17 protein-coding genes are annotated in these 21235 nt (G+C 64.2%); all 17 read left to right on the top strand.

The genetic code is table 11. The features are described from left to right. Positions 1-276: 276 nt before the first annotated feature. The 17 genes from HY699_01125 to HY699_01205 all read left to right on the top strand — a co-directional run bounded on the left by HY699_01125 (position 277) and on the right by HY699_01205 (position 21234). The gene (locus HY699_01125) at positions 277-963 is read left to right on the top strand and encodes a hypothetical protein (GenBank protein MBI4514403.1); all 687 of its coding nucleotides are present in this window, start codon (positions 277-279) and stop codon (positions 961-963) included. Then, a complete protein-coding gene (locus HY699_01130; GenBank protein MBI4514404.1) occupies positions 930-2366 on the top strand; it encodes a sigma-54-dependent Fis family transcriptional regulator in 1437 nt (478 codons plus the stop codon). Before HY699_01125 ends, HY699_01130 begins: the two co-directional genes overlap by 34 nt. Positions 2367-2527: 161 nt before the next feature. Continuing rightward, positions 2528-4534 carry an AAA family ATPase gene (locus HY699_01135; GenBank protein ID MBI4514405.1) on the top strand — a complete coding sequence of 669 codons (2007 nt, stop codon included), beginning with the start codon at positions 2528-2530 and terminating at the stop codon, positions 4532-4534. A gap of 10 nt (positions 4535-4544) precedes the next feature. After that, complete coding sequence (locus tag HY699_01140) at positions 4545-5051, top strand: hypothetical protein (GenBank protein ID MBI4514406.1); 507 nt, start codon at positions 4545-4547, stop codon at positions 5049-5051. A gap of 135 nt (positions 5052-5186) precedes the next feature. Next, positions 5187-7004 carry a sulfatase gene (locus HY699_01145; GenBank protein ID MBI4514407.1) on the top strand — a complete coding sequence of 606 codons (1818 nt, stop codon included), beginning with the start codon at positions 5187-5189 and terminating at the stop codon, positions 7002-7004. 7 nt (positions 7005-7011) lie between these two features. After that, a complete protein-coding gene (locus HY699_01150) occupies positions 7012-8670 on the top strand; it encodes an alkaline phosphatase family protein (GenBank protein ID MBI4514408.1) in 1659 nt (552 codons plus the stop codon). Then, complete coding sequence (locus tag HY699_01155; protein ID MBI4514409.1) at positions 8667-9962, top strand: glycosyltransferase family 4 protein; 1296 nt, start codon at positions 8667-8669, stop codon at positions 9960-9962. Before HY699_01150 ends, HY699_01155 begins: the two co-directional genes overlap by 4 nt. Then, positions 9959-10663: a polysaccharide biosynthesis/export family protein gene (locus tag HY699_01160; GenBank protein MBI4514410.1), complete on the top strand. Its 705-nt coding sequence runs from the start codon at positions 9959-9961 to the stop codon at positions 10661-10663. Before HY699_01155 ends, HY699_01160 begins: the two co-directional genes overlap by 4 nt. A 21-nt stretch (positions 10664-10684) precedes the next feature. Further along, positions 10685-12295, top strand: a complete 1611-nt coding sequence (locus HY699_01165; GenBank protein MBI4514411.1) for a hypothetical protein — start codon at positions 10685-10687, stop codon at positions 12293-12295. A 21-nt stretch (positions 12296-12316) separates the two neighbouring features. Further along, positions 12317-13057: a CpsD/CapB family tyrosine-protein kinase gene (locus HY699_01170; GenBank protein ID MBI4514412.1), complete on the top strand. Its 741-nt coding sequence runs from the start codon at positions 12317-12319 to the stop codon at positions 13055-13057. Between the two features lie 24 nt (positions 13058-13081). Continuing rightward, positions 13082-14512 carry an O-antigen ligase family protein gene (locus HY699_01175; GenBank protein MBI4514413.1) on the top strand — a complete coding sequence of 477 codons (1431 nt, stop codon included), beginning with the start codon at positions 13082-13084 and terminating at the stop codon, positions 14510-14512. Between the two features lie 32 nt (positions 14513-14544). Next, a complete protein-coding gene (locus tag HY699_01180; protein ID MBI4514414.1) occupies positions 14545-15918 on the top strand; it encodes a glycosyltransferase family 4 protein in 1374 nt (457 codons plus the stop codon). A gap of 12 nt (positions 15919-15930) precedes the next feature. Next, positions 15931-16851 (top strand): GNAT family N-acetyltransferase, encoded by a 921-nt coding sequence (locus HY699_01185; protein ID MBI4514415.1) that lies wholly within the window; start codon positions 15931-15933, stop codon positions 16849-16851. Between the two features lie 50 nt (positions 16852-16901). Beyond that, positions 16902-17516: a GNAT family N-acetyltransferase gene (locus HY699_01190; GenBank protein MBI4514416.1), complete on the top strand. Its 615-nt coding sequence runs from the start codon at positions 16902-16904 to the stop codon at positions 17514-17516. A 110-nt stretch (positions 17517-17626) separates the two neighbouring features. After that, entirely contained in the window at positions 17627-18778 is a 1152-nt protein-coding gene (locus HY699_01195) for a DegT/DnrJ/EryC1/StrS family aminotransferase (protein ID MBI4514417.1), read from the top strand. 14 nt (positions 18779-18792) lie between these two features. Then, complete coding sequence (locus tag HY699_01200; protein MBI4514418.1) at positions 18793-20193, top strand: sugar transferase; 1401 nt, start codon at positions 18793-18795, stop codon at positions 20191-20193. 27 nt (positions 20194-20220) lie between these two features. Then, the gene (locus HY699_01205; protein MBI4514419.1) at positions 20221-21234 is read left to right on the top strand and encodes an NAD(P)-dependent oxidoreductase; all 1014 of its coding nucleotides are present in this window, start codon (positions 20221-20223) and stop codon (positions 21232-21234) included. Position 21235 lies beyond the last annotated feature (1 nt).

Consider the following 21235-nt stretch of genomic DNA (forward strand, 5'->3'; position numbering starts at 1 on the left):
CGGAAGCCAACGACCCCGGGCGGGCCCGCACGCTTTGGGCAGCTTTCTGCCCAAGCGGCATAATGCCGCGATCCTGCAAGGAGGCCGAGACAAACCTCGCAGCCCCGCGGCATGGCCGCAGAATTCGCTTGAAAAAGTTTAAGTGCCCATGGTAACCGTGATTGTCGGTCGGCAATGCGAATCGCATGGTAGCGCCAAAGAGCAGATATCGAGCCCGCGCACGGGCTACCAGCCGTGCCGCGTGGTGGCGCCGCCGGTCTTGAAGAGAGAGAGCTCGTGATCAGATCAGAGGGATCGCTGCCTGAGGCAGCACGCCAGTCGCATGGCATTAGTTCGCCCAGTGAACCACGGGTTCGCGGCGATGGCGACCTGGTGGTGGTGCAGCCGGCGGTGTTGGCAACGGTCGATCACACCTTCGGCAACATCTTCCAGCGCCTGTACCACCTGATTCGTACCGCTGCGAGCGGCAACAGCGGAGCGCTGACGACGTTGGAGACGTCGGTGCGCGAACTGCAATCACTGCTGGAGCTTTTCGTTGATTACGTGGCGCCGACGCCGATGGCTATGCGCTGCCTGAGGATGAGCGATGTCGCCACCAGCTTTCGACGCCACCTCGACGATGGCGTGGGCGCAGGGCGCGTAGATGTTGTCGTGAGTGAGACGGCTGGCGCGACGGTGACTGCGGACCCCGCCTGTCTGGCGCGGGTTTTCCGCCTGCTAGCGCAGTCCTTGTGTGCCAGTGCGAGTCCGGCCGGCGTGCGGGCGGCTTGTGGGTTGTCTTCTGAGGAGGGGGGACACTTCGAAATCAGCGTCGTCGGCCCGGGTTCCGTGGCGACACCACTAACCGAATTACGCTGGGCGCTGGCGCAGAAACTGATCGAACTCCAAGGCGGAGATCTGCGTCAGGAGGTCAACGAGGGTGGGCAGCGATGGACCATCCGGTTGCCGCAAGGGGTGGCATGACACCGCAGATTCTCGTTGTCGATGACGACCCGCTCATCTTGGAGCAGCTGGAAACGCTGCTGGCGGGGCAGACCTATCGCATCACGACCGCCGGCGATGCCGCTCAGGCGTTGCAGAACCTCTCCGAGCGGGAGTTCACGCTCGCGGTGGTTGATATGAAGATTCCGGGCAGCGACGGCATCGCGCTGACGCGAGAAATCCGCGAGCGGTGGCCGAGCGTCGACGTGGTGATGATAACCGGTTACGGCAGCATTCGTGGAGCCGTGGAGGCGATGAAGCACGGGGCCAGCGATTACATCACCAAGCCTTTCGAGCCGGAGGAGATCCTGCTCGCGATTCAAAAGGTCTTGGAGCGGCGCCGGCTAATCGATGAGATCGAATACCTGCGCAAGCAGCTCTCGGATCGCTACACCTTCGGCAACATGGTGACCCGTAACCCGGCCATGATCGAGGTCTTCTCTACCATCGAGATGCTGGCGCAAAACGATGTGACGGTGTTGGTCTGCGGTGAGTCGGGCACCGGCAAAGAACTGGTGGCGCGGGCTATCCATTTTCAAGGTAAGCGGCGCGCCGGGCGCTTTGTGGCCATAAATTGTGCGGCGTTGCCGGAGCCGCTGCTGGAGAGCGAGCTGTTCGGTTTCGAACGCGGCGCCTTCACCGGTGCGCTGCAAGACCGTGTCGGCAAGATCGAGTTGGCCAACGGCGGCACACTGTTCCTGGACGAGGTCGAAAGCATCCCGTTGGCGATGCAGGTGAAGCTGTTGCGGGTGTTGCAAGATCGCGCGATCGAGAAGCTCGGCGGCAACAAGATCGTACTCGTGGACATGCGCGTGGTCGCGGCTACCAACCGCGACTTGGCCGCGCTGGTGGCGAGCGGGCAGCTGCGCGAGGACTTCTACTACCGCATCAACGTCGTTCCCGTTCAGCTACCGCCGTTGCGCGAACGCCTGGAGGACATTGCGCTCTTGGTTGCCGACTTCCTGCGCAACAATCTCTTGGCGCGCGAAAAAGGCATCAACCGGCTCTCTGAGCGAGCGCTAGCTCAACTAATGGGCCACTCCTGGCCCGGCAACGTGCGCGAGCTGCTCAACGTGCTGGAGCGCGCGGTGTTGCGCGCCAAGGGCGATACCGTGCGCGAGGTCGATATCCCGGGCGAGATCAGTTCGCCCAATAGCCGCCGGTCGGGGGCGGACTACCAAGCGCCGTTGCGCGAGTTCTTGCGCCGCGCGGAACGGGAGTACCTCAACCACGTGCTGGCTCGTTACCACGGCGGCATCGGGCCGAGCGCTCGCCACGCGATGGTTGATCAGGCCACGCTCCACCGCAAGATCAAGGCCCACGGGCTGCACGCTGGGGAGTTTCGCGCCAACGGTCGCACCGAGGGCGGCGGGAGGCCGGCATGAGTCTGGCGCGGATGCAGTGCCTGGCAGAGCTGCAAGCGGAAAACCGGTGCTTTGCCACGACAGTTGGTGGAGCGCCTGCCTCGCTGCCGTGTGTATCGCCGGCGGCGTTCATTGACCACTCATGGCACAGCTGTTGCGCCACAACGACACGGGGATGATCCATGTACTGTGACTTCTACCAGATGTCGGAGCGCCCATTTAACGTGACTCCCGATCCCAAATGCCTCTACCTTAACGCACGCTATCGGGAGGCATTGGCGGCGCTCCAGTACGGCATCTCGCAGCGCAAAGGATTCATTACGCTCATCGGCGAAGCGGGCACCGGCAAGACGACTTTGCTCAAGCGGCTGCTCGACGAGTTCGACCAAAAGACCCGCTCGGTCTTCATCTTCAATACGCACGTCTCGTTCGAGGAGATACTCGAGTACATCTTCGCCGAGTTCGATCTCCCCGTCCACAACGGCAAGAAGCTCTACATGCTGCAGCGGTTGAACACCTTCCTGCTCGAAGAGCTGCGCGGGGGCGGCAACGTGGCGTTGCTGATCGACGAGGCCCAAGACCTCGACTTCGCTGTCCTCGAAGACTTGCGCCTGCTCTCCAACTTGGAAACCGCGAAGGAGAAGATCTTGCAAATCGTTCTCTCCGGCCAGCCCGAGTTGGGCGAGAAGCTGAATAACCCGAACTTGCGGCAGCTGCGCCAGCGCATAGCCGTCAGCTGCCGGCTGCAACCGCTGTCGCGGGAGGAGCTTGGTGAGTACGTTCAGTACCGGCTGCATGCCGTCGGGTGCAGTGATCTGAAGCTCTTCTCGCGCGATGCCGAGGATCAGCTCTACCATTTTTCGCACGGCATTCCGCGGCTGATAAATGTGGTGTGCGACAATGCCTTAGTGATCGGCTACGCGCTGGGGAAAAAGCGCATCGGCGGAGATGTTATCAGCGAGGCGGCGGCCGATCTGATGCCGCTGCAAGAGGTGCGCGAGATTGTGGTTCCTAAAGACGTCCCGCCCGCGCCGGTGGTGGCCGCGGGTGTGCCGTTGCCATCGCGCGCCCGCATCGGGCTGATAGCGATGGTGCTGGTGGCGATTGCCGTCGGGCTGCTATCCGTCGGGCGCAGCATGTTGCAGCGCCCGGACGGCGGCGAACCGGCCGCCGGTAGCGCCGAACGGGGGGCAGCGGTGGCGCGGCCGCCCGAGGTGATTCGCCCCGGTTCCCGGGCGGCTGAGCCGGTGGTGGAGCCGGCGCCGCCCGAGGCCGCCGGGCGCGGTGTGGTACGCCCGCTCGAGGTGCCGGCACCGGCGCCGGCGCAAGAAGCACCGGCCGACTCGCCGTTTTCGGATGCGGGCGCGGCGAGCGCGCCGGTGTCGCAGGTGGCGGCGCAGCGGTTCGAGCGCGTTGCCCCTAGTGCTGACGAGCCACCGCCTGCCGCCGCTGCTAATAAAGCCGGCGAACCGGAGCAGCTTGCTAGCGTTGACGCGGTGCCCCACCCCGAGCCGATGGTCTCCGAGCCGATTGCCTCCGAGGCGCCACCGCTGGCTAACGGGCGCGAACGCGCGCGGGCGGCAGATGAGCCCCGCCCACAGCGCGCTGCCGAGCGTGCCGCGGTGGCCAGTGCCCCATCGGCGACGACGCTATGGGATGCGGAAGCTGCACCGGTGCCGGCGCCCGTGCCGGCACCGGTCGCGCTGCCGCCAGAGGAGGGCGAGGCGGGAGTGATGCGGCTGGCGACCAACCAGATGGAGCGGGTGATCGTGCAGCCGGGCGACTCGGTATCTCGGATCGCGCTCAAGAAGTATGGCCAGGCCAACTACACCATCCTCGACTTGCTGAAGCTGGCCAACCCGAACTTGCGCGATGTCAATGTCATCGCCGTCGGTCAGGCGTTGCAGCTGCCGGACTTGAGCGAAAGCTCGGTGGTATCGGCCGGCGATCGTCGTTTCGGTGTCCTGGTCTACTCGACCACCGAAGCGGCGCGCGCCGCGGCGTTGGACGCCGCGTTGCGGGCACGGGGCCAGCGCAGCCGAGTGAGCCGCGCTGAGTTAGGCGCCGGCCGCCCGATCTTTCGGGTTGTGATCGAAGGCTTTGCGGAGCGAAACGCTGCCGCCGCGGCCAGCAAGGAAGTCCAGCGCTTGTTTCGTGAGGACAGCCGCATGGCGCTGCTGGTGCGCTAGAGGTCCAGGCATGCAGTGCGAGAGCCGCCAATGGTTTGTGGTGCGCACCAAGGTGCGCCGCGAGGAGTACGCCGAATGGCAGCTGGCGCGGCGTGGGGTGCATACGTTCTTGCCGCGTATCTGCGAGAGTGTGCGCGCCGGAATCCATTCGGTGGTTGGCCCGCTGTTCCCGGGCTACCTGCTTGTCCAGATAGATCTTGAGACCCAGTATTTCGACGTAGTGTGGACGCCCGGAGTCAACAAGTTCGTGGCGTTCGGTGGTGTGCCGTGTCCGCTAGAAGACGCGGTGGTGGAATATTTGCGCGCACGCGCCGGGGCCGACGGGGTCATCCATGCTTACCCCGTGTTCCGGCAGGGGGACCGGGTGCGAGTGAAGTACGGACCGTTCGTGGGACTCGAGGGCATCATCGAGAGTCACGCGAGCGGGCGCGGTCGGGTGCGGATACTGATGGAGCTGCTGCGGCGGCAGACGTGCGTAGAGCTGCCGCAGGAGTTCGTCGACCGCATGCCGGCGTAGCCGGCCGCGCACAGCATCTGCTGTCGCGGCCGGCATTGGCAATGGAGTTCTAGACTCCGCGGGGTGGGCCAGAACGGGCCTTATGGGCGGAGCTATATCCGCCGGCCATGGCAAAGGCAGTACGAAAGGATAATCGTGACATCCGATTCGAGTGATTCAGTGGTGGGGCAGCTGATTGCCGGCCTCCTTGGTGGGGCGGTTGGTGGGGCTTTGATTGGCCTCGGGGAGGTGGCGCTGATCGTCTTCACGAGCGCTCCGCCGGAGGAGTATTGGCTGGTTCCTTACGCGGTGATTGCATACGGATCGCTTGGGCTGGTGTTAGCGGCGGGCGGCGCGCTGGTGCGACTGGTGGCCGTGCGCGCTGGCTCGGCAGCGGCTGGCTTTTCCGCTGGCGTGGCGATCGCTGTGGCGCTGCTGCTGATGGTCGTCGGCCGCTACCACGTCATCCAGCGCGTTTTCCACGAGGAGTTGGTGACCGCCTCGCCGGCCGGTCTCGGGGTTCACGCAGGGATCGTGACCGGCGGTGTAGTCATCGCCTGGTTGATCGCACGGCTTTGCCGCTTGCTCTACAGCGGCGGGCGAATGGGTGGTGCGTTTGCGACCCTCGCGCTGTTGCTCGCGGGCAGTGTCGGGCTGGCGTTGGCGACCGCGCCGACCGCGCCAGCCGCAGCCGCTGGGCGTAAGTCCACCGCCAGCGGGCCGAACGTGATCTTCATCGTGCTGGACACGTTGCGGGCGGATGCGCTGAGCTGTTACGGCGGCAAGGCCGGACAGACCCCGGCGCTGGATGCGTTTGCGCGCGATGGCGTGCTATTCGAGCACGCCTACGCCCAATCCAGTTGGACACGGCCATCGATCGCCAGCATGCTTACCGGTGTCTATCCTTCGGTCCACGGTGCCGTCCATAAGATGGACATGCTGCCGGAGCGGGCGTTGACGCTGGCGGAGGTCTTCGCTGCGGCCGGATACTGGACCGCGGGAATTGTGACCAATATCAATGTGGCCCCGATCTTCAATTTCCAGCAAGGCTTCGGCGAATATCACTACCTGGAGCCGGAATTCTACTTCTGGGCGACCGACTCGGCCACTCGCCTGGCCATCTACAAGGGCCTGCGCACCGCTCGCGAGCGCTTGGGCGCGAGCCGCATGTACTTCTATAACTACTACCAGGACGCCGAAGTGGTTGGGCAGGCGGTGGGCAAGTGGCTGGAGCAGCGGCCGCCGCAGCCGTTCTTCCTGCTCATTCACTACATGGATCCGCACGACCCGTTCTTCGCCATTCCGTACAACGGCTACGGCATCGCCCGGGCCAATACCCCGTCACCACCCGCGTCGCGCCGGGCCGAAGTGCACGACCTTTACTTGCAAGACGTTTCCTATCTCGATACCCACCTCGGCCGCTTGTTCGATCAGCTGCGCCAGCTCAAGCTCTATGACGACAGCGTTATCGCCATCGTCGCAGATCATGGTGAGGAGTTCTTGGAGCACGGTGGCTGGTGGCACGGCACCACGTTGTATGAGGAAGGCGTGCGCGTGCCGCTGCTCATCAAGCGGGCCCGTGAAGCGAACTCCGGGACGCGACGGAGCGAAATCGCTCGCACCATCGACGTTGCGTCTACGATGGTGGCGGCAGCCGGTATGGCGGTACCGGAGCGGTTCATGGGCCGTGACCTGTTCGGCTCGGTGGCTGGGGAGCCGCTGTACGCGGAGGAGGATCTTGAAGGCAACGTCCTGGCATCTATCCGGGTTGGCAATTGGAAGCTCATCACCGCTAATCCCGGCAATCCGCGCGGGTTGGCTCCGGTAGAGATGTACGATCTGGGCGCTGACCCAGCGGAGCAGACCAACCGCGCCGCCAGCGAACCTGCCCGGGCGGCTTCGTTGCTGGAGGAGCTGGGTCGGATGCGGGCCCGCATCGCTGAGGGGCGAGCGCTTCGTCAAAGGCAGGGCTAAGGCGCGCATGTTACTGATCTTCGGTCTCGACGGCGCCACCCTCGAGCTGGTGCGACCATTGGCCGACAAGGGCCTGCTGCCAAACTTGCAGCGGCTGTTTGGTGCCGGTGCCTGGGGGCCGCTGCAATCGACGGTGCCGCCGGCCACCTTTCCAGCGTGGACGACGTTCATGACCGGCGTCAACCCGGGGCGGCATGGGATCTTTGATTTCACCCGCCGCGTTAGCGGCCGGTACGCGGTCGAGTTCGTCAACGGTAGCTTCCGCAAGGTCCCGACAGTGTGGAACCGCCTCAGTGCTGCGGGCAAGCGTGTCGCCGTGCTCGGTGTGCCGGGAACGTATCCACCCGAGCCGCTGAACGGGTGCATGATTAGCGGCTTCGATACACCGGTGACCGTGAGAGCCGACGCCTCGTTTGTCTACCCGCCGGAGTTGGCGCCGCTAGTCGAGGCCAGCGGCGGCTTCCCATTTGCCGACTTCCAGGAGTTCCGCGTCGATCGGCAGTGGTACCGCGAGGCCTTGCGCGGGCTGCTGCAGGGTGTTGCGACCAAGGCGCGACTGGCGACGCGCATATTGCGGCGCGAGCGTTGGGACTGCGCGATGGTGTTGTTCGGCGAGTCCGATACCGTGGCGCACCACTTCTGGCGCCATTGCGACCCCGCCTCGCCGCGCTTCGACGAGAGCGGTGCCGCCGAGTTTGGCGGCGCGATTCGGAGCGTGTATGCGGCCCTCGATTCGGCCATTGGCGACTTGATCGAGGCGAGCCAGCCCGATGCGGTGCTGGTGTGCTCGGACCACGGCTTCGGCGGTGCGGCTACGATTGCCGTGCACTTGAACCGGCAGCTTGAGCAAGCGGGACTGCTGCGCTGGCGCCAGGGCGGCGTGATGGCGCGTGGCGCCGCTATCGGAAAACGGCATCTGCTGCAATGGATGCCGGCGCGAATGCAGGCGCGCTGCTTTCGGCTCGCTGGTGGGCGTGTGGCAGGGGCGGTCGAGTCGGCGGCCCGATTCGGCGCTATTGATTGGGAGCACACACAGGCCTTTTCGGAAGAACTGAATTACTTCCCCTCCGTCTGGCTAAACCTCCGCGACCGGGAGCGGCAGGGAACGGTGGCCGCGGGGCAGTACGAGCAGGTGTGCGCGGCAGTTACGGCAGTGCTGCGTCAGTTGCGAGACCCGGATACGGGTGCAGCGGTTGTCGAGCGAGTGTGGCGGCGCGACCAGGTGTATGAGGGGCCGTGGGTACACCAGGCGCCGGACTTGATCATCGAGTTCGCACTCAAGGACGGCTATTCGTACACCTGCCTGCCCAGTCACGGCGCCGGTGCGCCGCTGCGGCGAATGTCGAGTGCAGAGGTCGCCGGCGGTAAGCTCAGCGGCCTCAGCGGTAGCCATCGGCGCGATGGCCTGTTTGCGCTGGTGGGTCCGGTGACACAGGGAGTCTTTCACGGGGCAACCATCGCCGACATGACCCCAACAATTCTCGCCCTCTGCGGCGTGGCGGTTCCAGAGGGGCTCGATGGGCGGGTTCTGTCGTGCGTCGCCGGGCGATTCACGAAAGCAGTCGCCGGTGGAGAGGATCCGCCGTCCGAGGCAGAGATCGGGTACGACCCGGCGCAGGAGCGCATCGTGGAGGATCGGCTGCGGGCGCTGGGATATATCGAATGAACGGCAGTCGCACAGGTTATCGAATTGCCATGGTGGCGGCTTGCCCGTTTCCCAGCCTGCGCGGTTCGCAGGTGCTGATTCGGGAATTGGCAGAAGCTCTGGCGGCAGCGGGCCACGAAGTTCACGTTGTTGCCTATCCTGCCGGAGAGCATCTGGTTCCGGTCAAGGGCATGGCTATCCACCGAGCCCGGACCTGGTGGGGGTTGGATGGATGCGGCTCGTGGTGGGCGAAGTTGGTGCTCGACGTGGCGTTGATACTCGCCCTCTACCGGGTTGTGCGCGCGCACGCGATCGACGTAATTCACGCTCACAACTATGAGGGTCCGCTGGTGGGTTACGCGGTACGGTGGTTGTTGGGTACGCCGGTCGTGTACCACACTCACAATGCTATGGCAGACGAACTGCCTTACTACTTCCAGGGATCGTTGGCGTCCCGGTTGGCTCGCCGGTTCGGATCGTTGCTGGACAGGGTGGTGCCGTTGGGCGCGGATCATTGTCTGGCCCTCACCGATGAATTGAGTGGGTATCTGCGGCGAAAAGGGGTGCCGCGGCCGCGAATTACGGTGGTACCACCTGCCATCAGCCAGCCGGCGGCTGGGGGTCTGTCCGCTTCACGTCTGTTTCCGCACAATGAAGTGGTCTTGTACGCTGGGAACATCGACCCATACCAGGGAATCGACGTCTTATTGCTGGCTTACGCCCGTTTGCGCGAGCGCCGCCCCGGTGTCCTGTTGGTCATTGCGGCGCATCCGGCGAAGGCGCCGGCGGTTCGCGGGCGGCTGGCAGAGCTGGCGCAGTTGCCTGGCGTCCGCGTGGTGATGGCGCAAACGTTTGGGGCAACTCGGCCGATCCTGAACCGTGCGGACGTGGTTGTGTGCTGTCGCTCGTCTTGGTCTGGATTTCCAATCAAATTGCTGAATTTCATGTCTTTTGGCCGTGCAATCGTGGTATGTAAGAGTGCGGCGAAGGCGGTCAGCGACGGGGTAAGCGGAGTGGTGGTGCCCGATGAGGACGACAAAGCGATGGCCGATGCGATTGAGATGCTTCTTGCGGATGGCCAGCGCAGGGCGGAGTTGGGGGCTGCCGCTCGGAGGGCGGTGCAAAGGGGCCACAGCTGGGCAGTCGCTGTGTCACTGATCGAGACGGTGTACGCGGGGGTCGTCGGGGATGACTCAGCTGGTGGGATAGATGGCGAAAAACGGCGGTTCGGGGGTGTGCAAAATCACTTGATGGCGTCGACCGAAGATCGTATAAGCCCGCGGGCGCAGACCCGGAGGACCGGGAGCGAATGAAGAACGCTGTCGTGAAACGTGTTGGACTGGCGCTCGCGTTAGTCGTGATGATGGGGTGTGGCCGCGCTCGCTCCACCCCGCCCGTGCCGTTGCCGGCTCTGGATGCTTCTGCTCCGGAGGCGAAGACGGCTAGCGAATACCTGATTCAGCCGGGTGACACGTTGCGAGTGAAGTTCCTCTATCACCCCGATTTGGATGTAAGGCTACCCGTGCGCCCTGACGGCAACATCTCCCTACAAATGACCGGCGATATCGCGGCGGCAGGGATGAGCGCGAACCATCTGGCGGAGGTTATCCGGGAGCGCTCAGGCGATCGGCTGCGTGACCCCGAGGTGACGGTGATTGTGGCCGAAATCGGCGAGCAAAAGGTCTATGTTGGCGGCGAAGTGCGACTACCCGGCTTCGTTCCCTATAGGTCCGGTTTGACGCCGCTGCAAGCGATCCTGGATCGTGGCGGGTTTACCGACACCGCCCGCGCCGACAGTGTCGTGCACCTGATGGTTGGAGAGAAGGACTACCAGGCCACGCGCCTGGATCTTACGAAAGTGCTCGAAGGCGAACCCGAGTCCGTGCAGCTAGCAGCCCGCGACATGCTCTACGTGCCGCGAACGACAATTGGTGACATGAACTCGTTTGTTGACCTCTATGTCCGGCGCTTGCTGCCGATCCCGCCGCGGGTGGGTGTGGGTTTTTCGCCGTGACGGCACTGTGAGTTCATCAGCATGGCAGACGAAATTCAAAGACCGCGAAACGGTACAGGTCATGGCAATGGGCACGGCAATACCAACGCCCACGGCAATGGTAACATCCATGGCAACGGTAATGCGCACGGCAACGCTAACGGCTACGGAGGTGGTGGCGGACGGATATTGACGGGCGGCGAGCAGTTGCGCGAAGTGCTGCATGTGTTGTTCAAGCGCTGGCGGATGATCGCGGCGCTCTTTGTGGTGGTGGCCTTACCGGGCTTGGCCGTGTCGACGTGCAGCAAGCCCAAGTACGTGGCCACCGCCAAGGTCCTCATTACCACCCAGCGGGGCGACGCCACCGTTCAGCCAACCGATCTGACGAAGGTGTCTACCCTGGACTTGAACGAGTCGGCCGTGAACTCGGAAGTGCACATCATTCGTAGCCGGCAGATGTTGGATCACGTTGTTCGCGGGCTGACCTATGGCGATAGCAACGGCGACGCGCGGATTGAAAACGTTAGCCTGCAGAATAACGGGGCGGATTTGGGACTGAAGGTGATGGCGCTTGAGCAGGCGCTCGTTGTAACCCCGATCAAGTCTTCTAACGTTATCCAAATCGACTACAAGGCCCAGAGGCCGGAGACCGCGGCGCAGGTGGTCAATCGTGTGGTTGACGAGTACCTCGCGTTTCACGCCGAGGTGCACGGCAACAAGAACCTTTCGCACTTCTACGAAGAGCAGCGCCGGGATCTGGAGAAGCGCTTGCGTGTGTCCGAGGACGCCCTCAAGGAATTCGCGGATCGCGAGGGCATTTCCTCGCCGCGCGAGGAGATTCAGGCCGCGGTCCGCGCGGTGGCTGAGCTCGACACCGCGATGCGGGAGATCAATGCGAGCATCAACGGAGCCGAGGAGAAGATGCGGATAGTCCAGCAGCAGTTTGCGGATCAACCACCGATCATCAAGCGCTATCAGTATCTCGAGGTTAACCCGGTTGTTACCCAGCTGACGCAGCAGTTGGTTGATCGGCAGATCGATCGCGTCAGCCTATTGCGCCGGTACACCGACAAGGATCGCCACGTGCGCGACAATGCCGAGGAGATCGGCGAGTTACAGGACCAGCTGGACGAGGAGCTGCGAGATCACCCAACGGTGGTGGCGCGCCAGATGTTGCGGACCAACCCAGTGCGTGAGGATCGCTTGCGGCTGATGCTGGACCTGGAGAGCTCGCTCAAGGAGCTGCGGGCGCGCCGCGCCACGCTGGAAGAGGAAACGGTTCGTGGCAATCGCCGGCTGATTTCATTGCGGCAGAAGACGCTGGAGTACGATCGGCTCGATCAAGAAGTGAAGAACCGCCGTGACACCTTCGAGCTCTACGTTAAGCGCGAACAGGAAGCCCGCATCAGCGAGGCAATGGATCAGGAGCGGCTGGTAAACGTTGACGTGGTACAGCGGCCGGCACTGCCGCTGCCGCGCACCGACAGCCAGCGGACTTCGGTGTTTCTGTCGCTGATTTCGGGCCTGGCAGTGAGTTTTGGGGCTGCCTTCGGGCTCGAATACCTCAATCGCTCGCTGCGCTCGGAGTACGATGTCGAGCAGCACCTGGGATTGCCGCTGCTTGGCAGCATTAACGACTATTCGCAAGCCTGAGCGCTGCGCTGGGGCGACCACTTGAGCAAGATCTACGAAGCGCTGAAGAAGGCGGAAGAAGAGCGCGAACGCGTGCGCTGGACCGAGCCGGCGCCGGGCGCAGGGGGCGCCGAGCCCGCGTCGCCGCTCGCGCTGCCGCCCACCGATGTCGTCGCCGAGGATTACCAGCGGCTTCGGGCCAGCTTGGTCTCCGGACTGAGCCCCTCCGCGTTGCACACGATCTTGGTTGCTTCTGCGCGCCATGGCGAGGGCGCCAGTACGGTTGCCATCGGTTTGGCCACTGCTCTCGCCAAGGAGCGTGAGACGCGGGTGCTGCTGGTGGAAGGCAACTTGCGCCTGCCCAGTCTGGCCCGGATGCTGCCGGTTGCCCCTAACGGGGGCGTGAGCGATTTCATCAGTGGGCAACGCTCCGCCGAGTCGGTTGTGACCCGAGTGGATGCGCTCAACCTGTCGGTGATTGTGGCAGGTAACCATGCGCGCGGTAGCATCGACCTCGAACAGATCAGCGCGCTGCTGGCACGGCTGCGCCCGCAGTTCGATTTCATTGTGATCGACGCGCCGCCGGTTAACCGCTATGCCGACGCATCAATCTTGGCCCCCAAAGTTGACGGCGTTATCTTGGTTGTGGAAGCTGACCGTACGCCGTTGACCGAGGCCGAGACCGCTAAGCGACAGCTCGACAAAGTCGACGCGCGTATTCTCGGCGTCGTGCTAAACCGGCGCCGCTCATACATCCCGGCCTTTCTCGAAAGCTTGCTGTGATCTTCTTGTGGTAAGCGGATTGACGTGGCTCAAGCTGTTGTAGTTCGTGACCGCGCGGCCGCGGCGTTCCCGCTGGGCCCAATTATAGGGCTGGTGGGGGTCGCGGTGCTGGCGACGCTGGCCGACCTGGCGATTGGCGCTGGCGCCTGGTTCTTCATGGTGGCGGCGCTGCTGGTGCTGGCGTTGGTCATGGCCCGGCCAGAGGTAGGGATCGCGGTTTTCCTGTCGACATTCCTGGTTACATATCCGTCTGTGCTCGCAGGCGCCGGCTATCTGACCATCAATAACGTGCTGGGACTGGTATTCCTGGTGCTCTTGGCCCATCGCGTTTACAGCACCGGCGACTGGTGGTTTGCCCGCAACCCGGAGATGTTGCTCTTCGGCCTCATCGTGCTCAGTTACCTCGCTTCGGGCTACTTCAACGGACCAGACCCGCGCTTGTTGCAGTTGATCGGCCCCTCTGAGCGCAATGAGGCCATGCGCTTGTTCGTTAATCGGGTGGCCTTCGTGCTTTTTGTGATAAATTTCATTCGTACACCGGCGCATATTCGCCTGATATATATGTTGGCGATCTCACTGATGGTTGCCAGCGGCTTGGTCGGCCTGTACGGGGCCTTAAGCGGCGGCGGGCTATACGGTTACCGGGCCAGCACCTTCATCTGGATTATCGCGGCATCCGGTAATCCCAATCGTTTGGCAATGTTCTCGATCATCTCGATGGGCGCGCTGTGGTACTTGTCGCAGCAGGTGTACAGCCGAGTCGGCCGTGCGCTCTTGATCGCAACCATCGTTGCGCTGGTGTTGGCCGTGTTCATGGCGGCCTCGCGCAGCGGGTTGCTGGCGCTGAGCGCCTGCGTGCTCTTCATTCTCGCCGACGAAGGGGCCTCTCCCAGGCGGGTGCTTGGCCTGGTGGCGGCGGGGGTCTTGGCGGTCGTCCTGGTGCTGCAATTTGTGCCCGAAAAGAGCTTGGAGCGCGCTACTACTTTGCCTGGTACCGAGAGGGCGGAGACCGGCGTTGGTTCTGGGTCGCTGGAGCGGCGACGGTATACACTCTCGGTCGGCTATGAGATCGTGAGCGAAAACGTGCTCCTCGGAGTCGGCGTCGGCAACTGGGAAATCACGCGCTTCTTGCGCGACCCGGGGCGCTACACCGCGCCACCGCACAATTCGTATCTGCTGGCGATGGCAGAGGGGGGGCTGTTCTGTTTGCTTGGCTTCGTCGGCTTGTTCTGGCGTACCTGGGGCAACCTGAGCACGGCCCGCCGCCTGCTGCCACCGCCTAGGCAGTTGCGGGACATCAACTGGATGGTCAGCGGGGCTCGGGTCGGTCTGATCGCCGTCGTGGTGTTCTCCATGTTCGCCGACCTGTGGCAGGCGATCCCGCTGTTCTGGTTAGTAGGCCTGGGCGTGACCATGCGACGGTACGCCGAGGCGCGAAGCTACGCGACGGCATGAGCACGTGCGGTAACGGAATGCGGCGGGAGGGCGTGCCCGCTGTGGGGTACCTTTTTCCGGCCTTCCCGGTTCTTCATCAGACCTTTGTGTTGTGGGAGGTCCTGGCGTTGCGCGAGCGCGGCGTGCCGATTCGATTGTATTCCCTCAAGCGGCCGGCGGCCGATGACGCGCAGCAGCCGGAGGCAGCAGCGCTGATGCCGGAAGTGACCTACCTGCCCTGGGCGCTGCACCCGCGCCTGTGGTGGAGTAATGGCATCGCCCTGCTGCGGCGACCCGCACGATATTGGCAGACTGTCGTCGGCTTGGTGCGCGAGTGGTGGCGTGACCGGCAGCTCCTCGGTCAGGAAAGCGAGCCGGAGCAGTTGACGCTGCGCGAGCAGCTCCTCGGCTTCTACAATACCAACGCCGTGCTCTACCTACTGAAGTCTTTGGTGCTGGCGTGGAAGGCGGTGGACCTGGGGCGGGTTCTGGCTCGCGACGGCGTCGGTCATGTCCATGCCCACTGGGCCAGCTATCCGACCACGGTCGCCTATGTCGTGCACCGCCTTTATGGTCTCGAGTTCAGTTTCACAGCGCATGCATACGACGTCTACATGATGCAGTACTTGCTAAGAGAAAAACTGCGCACCGCGAGGTTCACGGTTACCTGCGCGGCCACCAACGCTACCTACCTGGAACATACCTTCGGTGCCGAGCGGCACAAGCTCGTGGTCAACTATCACGGTACCGACCTCCAGCGTTTTGCTCACCGCTCGCGTCCGCCGCGGCCGGTGCCGCTGATTCTCACCTGCGGCCGGTTGGAGCGTTACAAGGGAATTCACATCTTGTTGCAGGCCTGCCGCCAGCTCACGGAAGCGGGTCTGGTGTTCGAGTGCCGAATTGTCGGTGAAGGGCCACAGCGTGGCGATTTTGAAGCGCTGGCGAGGCAATTGGGCCTGTCTGATCGCGTCGAGTTCGTGGGGCCGGTGACCCAGGAGCGGTTGGCGGAAATGATGGCCGAGGCCACGGTATTCGTGCTGGCGAGCGTCGTGGTTCAGCGTTTCGGTAAGCGCGATGTCATCCCCAATGTGCTGGTCGAGGCGTTGGCCTCCCGGGTGCCGGTGGTGGCCTCGGACGTCGGCGGCGTGCGGGAGCTGGTTATCGAGGGCAGCACGGGACGCCTGGTGGCGCCGGGCCGGCCGGTCGAACTGGCCGGGATTATCGCCGAGCTGCTGCGTGACCCTGTCACACGCGAGCGCTTGGCCGCAGAAGGCCAGCGCTACGTTCGGCGCTATTTCGATCGTGAGCGGAATGTCGAGGTGCTCGCCGAACTGCTGCGAGCCGCTACCGGCCGATGCGGGGCGGCAGTTGAAAGCGTGCTGGCCAGGGGCGGCACCGAAGCCCAGCCGTTCTCCGCCAGCGCATGAGCAAAGCCAGCGATGGAAACGGCCTTTGCCAGATTTCTAGCCGGGATCGGACACCGCGTTGTGACCACAGGCAGCGGCGAATGGTTCGATGCCGGTCCGCGGTTCTTCTTGAATCTGCCGTTTCACCGCACCATTACTCCGGCTAGCGCGGAGCTGCGACAGGTGTTCCACGCCGGGGGGGCGCTGGGAGTTAGATTTGTGGCACCGCTCGATGGCCCGGGACGATTGAGTTACCAAATCGTCTGCGATGCCAAGCCCTACGACCTCGAGCAGTTGAGCGCCAACACCCGCAGCAAGATTCGCCGCGGGTTGCGTCGCTGTCACATCGAGCCGGCGCCCTGCGCGCTGGTGGCTGAGCAGGGCTGGCCAGCTCATGTTGACACGCTGCGGCGCCAGGGGCGCTTGGTTCGTGATGACGAAGCGGCGCGGCGACAGTGGCGGCGCTACTGGGCCGCCGCTGCCAGCACGCCTGAAATCACGGTGTGGACGGCCACGGTCGATGGACAACTGGCGGCTTACTTGTTGACCATCGCCATCGAGGATCGCGTCGAGTTCCTCCAGGCACGCTCGTGCGACTCGCTGCTGTCGAGCTATCCGAACAATGCCCTGATCTACGCGGTGACCCGTGACACGCTGGCCCGGGCCGAAGTGAGCGAGATTACCTTTGGGCTGGAGTCCCTCGAAGCGGTGGATGCCCTCGATCAGTTCAAGTTCGCCATGGGCTTTCGCCGCCGCCCACTGCGCCAGCGGGTGGTCACGCGAGCCGGGCTGGGCCGCTTGTTGCAGCACCCAGCCGTGCTCCGAGCGGTGCGCTGGCGGGCGCAGCAACCGGCGGCACACCCGCGCTGGCGGAAGCTGGCGGGCATCATCGAGTTCATGCGTGAGGATGCAACCGCCGCACCGTCTCACGGCGCGACCACGGCGGTCCACTAGAGTACCTGTCGGATGGGTTCAGCATGACGGCGGCGAGTTCAGGAATGGCGGTGGCGACCGAAGCGAAGCCAAGCATCGGCTTGATGCGGCCCGAGCACGTGGCGACCGTGGCCCGTCTGCACCGCGAGACGTTTCCCGACGAGCTGTTGCCACAGCTGGGTCCGGCGGTGATGGATGTGCTCTATCGCAGTTACCTCGACAGCCCCCGGGGGGTAGCGGTGGCGGCCACCCAAGACGGCGAGGTGGCAGGCTTTGCCACCGGCGCCATCGGCCCCGGGTTCGTGCGAGAAGTGGTGCGTCGTCACTGGAAGTTGATCGCGGCTGCGGCCCTGCGGGCGGCGGTGCGGTCTCCGCGCCTGCTCCGTGAGTTGACAGCGGTGACGCAGCGCTTGCCGGACCCCTTTCCCGGGGATCCGGCACGACGCTTCTACTGGCGCATCTTGGTGGTTGCGCCGGCATGGCGCGGGCAGCGACTGGCCATGCCGCTGGTGCGGGCGATCTTGCTCGAAGCGCGCCGGCGCGGTGCCCACGACGTCTTTTCGCCTGTCTATGACTACAACAGGCCCTCGATCCGCTTGCACGAAATCCTCGGGTTCGAGAGCTACCCGGCGGCGCCCGGGTTGCATTTCTATCGCTTGGAGTTGGCCCGCCTAGGGGAGGAGTGAGATGAGCGTGGGGGTGAGCTTCAAGGAGTGGGCAGGGCCAAGGCCGCGAGCAACCAGCAGCGGCCTGCGCCCGCCGTTGGGTTCGATGCGCGGTTCGTGTGGGAGATGCCATGGCAGCGAGTGATCCGATCCCGTTTCACCGGCCGCCGATCGGCGAAGAAGAAATCGCCGCGGTGGTGGAGGCGCTGCGCTCGGGCTGGCTGACGATGGGGCCGAAGACGCGCGCCTTCGAGGAAGCCTTCGCCGCCGCGATCGGGGCGCGGCATGCCATCGCGGTGAGTTCCTGCACCGCGGCGCTGCACCTCGGGCTCAACGCGCTCGGCGTCGGGCCCGGCGACGAGGTCATCACTTCCACCTACACATTCACCGCCACCGCCGCCACCATTGTGCACGCCGGAGCGCGGCCGGTGTTGGCCGATTGCACCGCCGACACGCTCAACCTCGACCTCGATGACGTACGGCGCAAGATCACAGCGCGCACCAAGGCTATCGTCCCCGTACATTTCGCGGGCCAACCGGTCGATATGGACGGGGTTGCGGCTGTGGCCAAAGAACACGGCCTGGTGGTTCTCGAGGACGCCGCACACGCGTTGCCGGCCGCGTTCAACGGCCGGCCGATCGGAACCATCAGTCCGCTGACCGCCTTTAGCTTCTACGCCACCAAGAACATCACCACCGGCGAAGGGGGCATGCTGACCACCGCCGATGACGACATCGCCGACTGTTTGCGTACGCGGCGTTTGCATGGCATGAGCCGCGACGCTTGGCGCCGGTATAGCGCGGAGGGGTCGTGGCGGTATGACGTGGCCTACCCCGGCTTCAAGTACAACATGACCGACTTGAACGCCGCCCTCGGCTTGGTCCAGTTGAAAAAGATGGAGCGCTTCCGCCAGGCGCGCGAGTCGCTGGCGCAACGCTACACGGCGTGCTTTCGCGCGGTGGAGGAGGTGCAGGGGCCGGCGGTGCAGCCGAACCGGCTGCATGCTTGGCATCTCTACGTGCTGCGCATTCTGCCGGCTGCCCGAATCACGCGCGACCAGCTGATCGAGGAACTCAAACAAGCCGGCATCGGCACCAGCCAACACTTCATCCCGGTCCACCTGCATTCATATTACCAGCAAGCCCTCGGCGTGCGGCCCGAGGATTTTCCGGTGGCTACCACCGTTGCCGAACAGAGCCTGTCGCTGCCGTTGTATCCGGATCTGAGTGCACAGGACGCTGAGCGGATTGCGTCCACCGTTATTCGCTTGGTTCGGGGGTAGAGGGGAGTTCGACTATGAAGCGGGCCGTTGACTTGACTCTGGCGCTGGCCGGGTTGGTGTTCTTGCTCCCGCTCATGGCGCTGGTGGCGTTGCTGATCAAGCTCGACTCCGCCGGCCCGGTGTTCTTTCGCCAGCGACGCGTGGGGCGCGACGCCAAGCCGTTCGAGATCTACAAATTCCGGACGATGGTCGTGGGTGCCTATCAGATGGGCTCACGTCTGACGACCAAGCGCGATCCGCGCGTGACCCGCGTCGGGCAGATCCTACGGTGGTTCAAGATCGATGAGCTGCCCCAACTCCTCAACGTGGTGAGCGGCGAGATGAGCCTGATCGGCCCCCGGCCCGAGGACCCGTACTTCGTGCAGTTCTACTCAGCGGCGCAGCGGGCGGCGCTGTCGGTACGGCCCGGAATTGTCGGACCGAGCCAGATCTCAGGGCGCGACGAGCTGGAGAGCTATCCCGAGGGCTTGAAAGACACCGAAGGGTACTACGTGGACCATATTCTGCCCGATAAGCTCGCGCGCGACCTCGAGTACATCCGCAACGCCACGCTGATGGGGGACATCAAGTTGCTGCTGCACGGCGTCTGGGTCACTGTCCTGGGTGCAATCAAGACCAAGTACCTGTGGCGGCGCCGCAAGCGCATCGCTTTGATGGCGGCCGACCTGGCATTGGTGGCGGTGGCCTATTGGGCAGCGGTCCTAATCCGCTACGAAGGGGCGTGGCCCGATGACGCGGCATTTGCGCTGACGCCGTTGCTGATCATCGTCCTCGTCCGGCCGGTTTCCTTGATGTACTACGGTGCCTACCAGGGCATTTCAGCCTACTTCGGCCTGTGGGACGTGGTGGCCTTGGTCAAAGCCGTCTCTTTCAGCGCGGTGGTCGCCGCCGGCCTGACGTTCTTTCTGGGCTTTCAGAAGTTTCCCCGCTCGGTGTTCGCGATTGATTGGGCCCTGGTCCTTCTGCTCATGGGGAACTTGCGCTACGGCCTGCGCGGCTGGGCGCGCCGCGGCGTGCACCAGCACCGCCCACGCAAGCAAAAGGCCCTCATCGTCGGTGCCGGCAGCGGCGGCGAGCAAATCAGCCGCATGTTGCTGGAAGATCCGTTGTCGCCCTACCGCCCGATCGGGTTCATCGATGAATCAGCCGAACGGTGGGGCTCGCTGATCCACGGCATCCGGGTGCTGGGCGGGAGCGCCGAGCTGGCGCTGGCGTTGTCGGCCAATGGCGTCAAAGCCGTGTTCGTGTGCCCGTCGGATTTACACGACGGCATGGCCGAGGACGTGATAACGACTTGCGAACGGGCGGGCGTTGACTACCGCATTGTCCCCGCCTTGACCGACTTATTGAATACCGACGGCTTCACGGTGGAACGGCCGGGCTACGGCGCGCAGCGCAGTGTGGCGTCGGTGTGAAAGCGTATCACAAGAAGGGAACAGGGCATGTCGCAGGATCTCGTGCTGGTAACCGGAGGCGCCGGTTATGTTGGTTCACATCTGGTCCGTAAACTGTTGGCCGATGGCTTCCGGGTGCGGATCTTGGACAATCTCCTTTACGGCGAGCACGGCATCGCCGATCTCCGTTCTGACCCGCGGCTTCAGGTGAGCGTAGGCGACATCTGCAGCCTGCGCGACGTTGCCCGTGCGGTGCAGGGGGTGCGCGCGGTGGTGGCTTTGGCGGCGGTGGTCGGTGATCCGGCGTGTGAGGTCGACCCTCAGGAGACCATGCGAATAAACTTCGAGTCGACCCGCTGTATGCTCGACGCCTGCCGCGAGGCGGGGGTGCGGCGGTTGGTGTTCGCCTCGTCGTGCAGCGTTTATGGGGCGAATGGCCAGGAGCTGTTACACGAGGGCTCTCATCTCAACCCGGTGTCGCTGTACGCGCGCACGCGCATCATGTCGGAGAACGTGTTGCTGCAGGAGCGTGGTCCGGTCGAGGTAATCATTTTGCGCCTGGCGACAGTCTGTGGGCAATCAACGCGCATGCGCTTCGATCTGATGGTGAACACGATCACGGCCCGCGCCGCTCGCGAGGGCAGAGTGCGGATCGTCGGGGTCGAACAGTGGCGCCCGCACTTGCACGTCCGCGACGCAGCCGCGGCGTTTGCTCGGGCTGTCGAAGCGCCGAGCGCGGCGGCCCAGGGAGGCATCTTCAACGTCGGCCACGAATCGCAGAATTTCACCATCGGTGATGTGGCCGAGAAGGTCGTGCAGCACCTGCCCGATACCGTCGTCGAGTATGCTAACGGCACCGGCGACCGCCGCAGTTATCGCGTCAGCTTCGAGCGCGTCCGCGAGCAGCTCGGCTTTGTCCCACAGTTCACGGTCGACGACGCGATTCGAGAGATTCGCACTCTGCTGACCAACGGGGCGATCGCCGATATCGACGACGCTCAGTTCCACAACGTGAAATGGCTGCGGCGGACGGGCCTGCGCCCGGCGGCGGCGCCGGGCTGAC

It is taken from the genome of Deltaproteobacteria bacterium (assembly GCA_016210005.1).
Classification (GTDB): Bacteria; Desulfobacterota; Binatia; order HRBIN30; family JACQVA1; genus JACQVA1.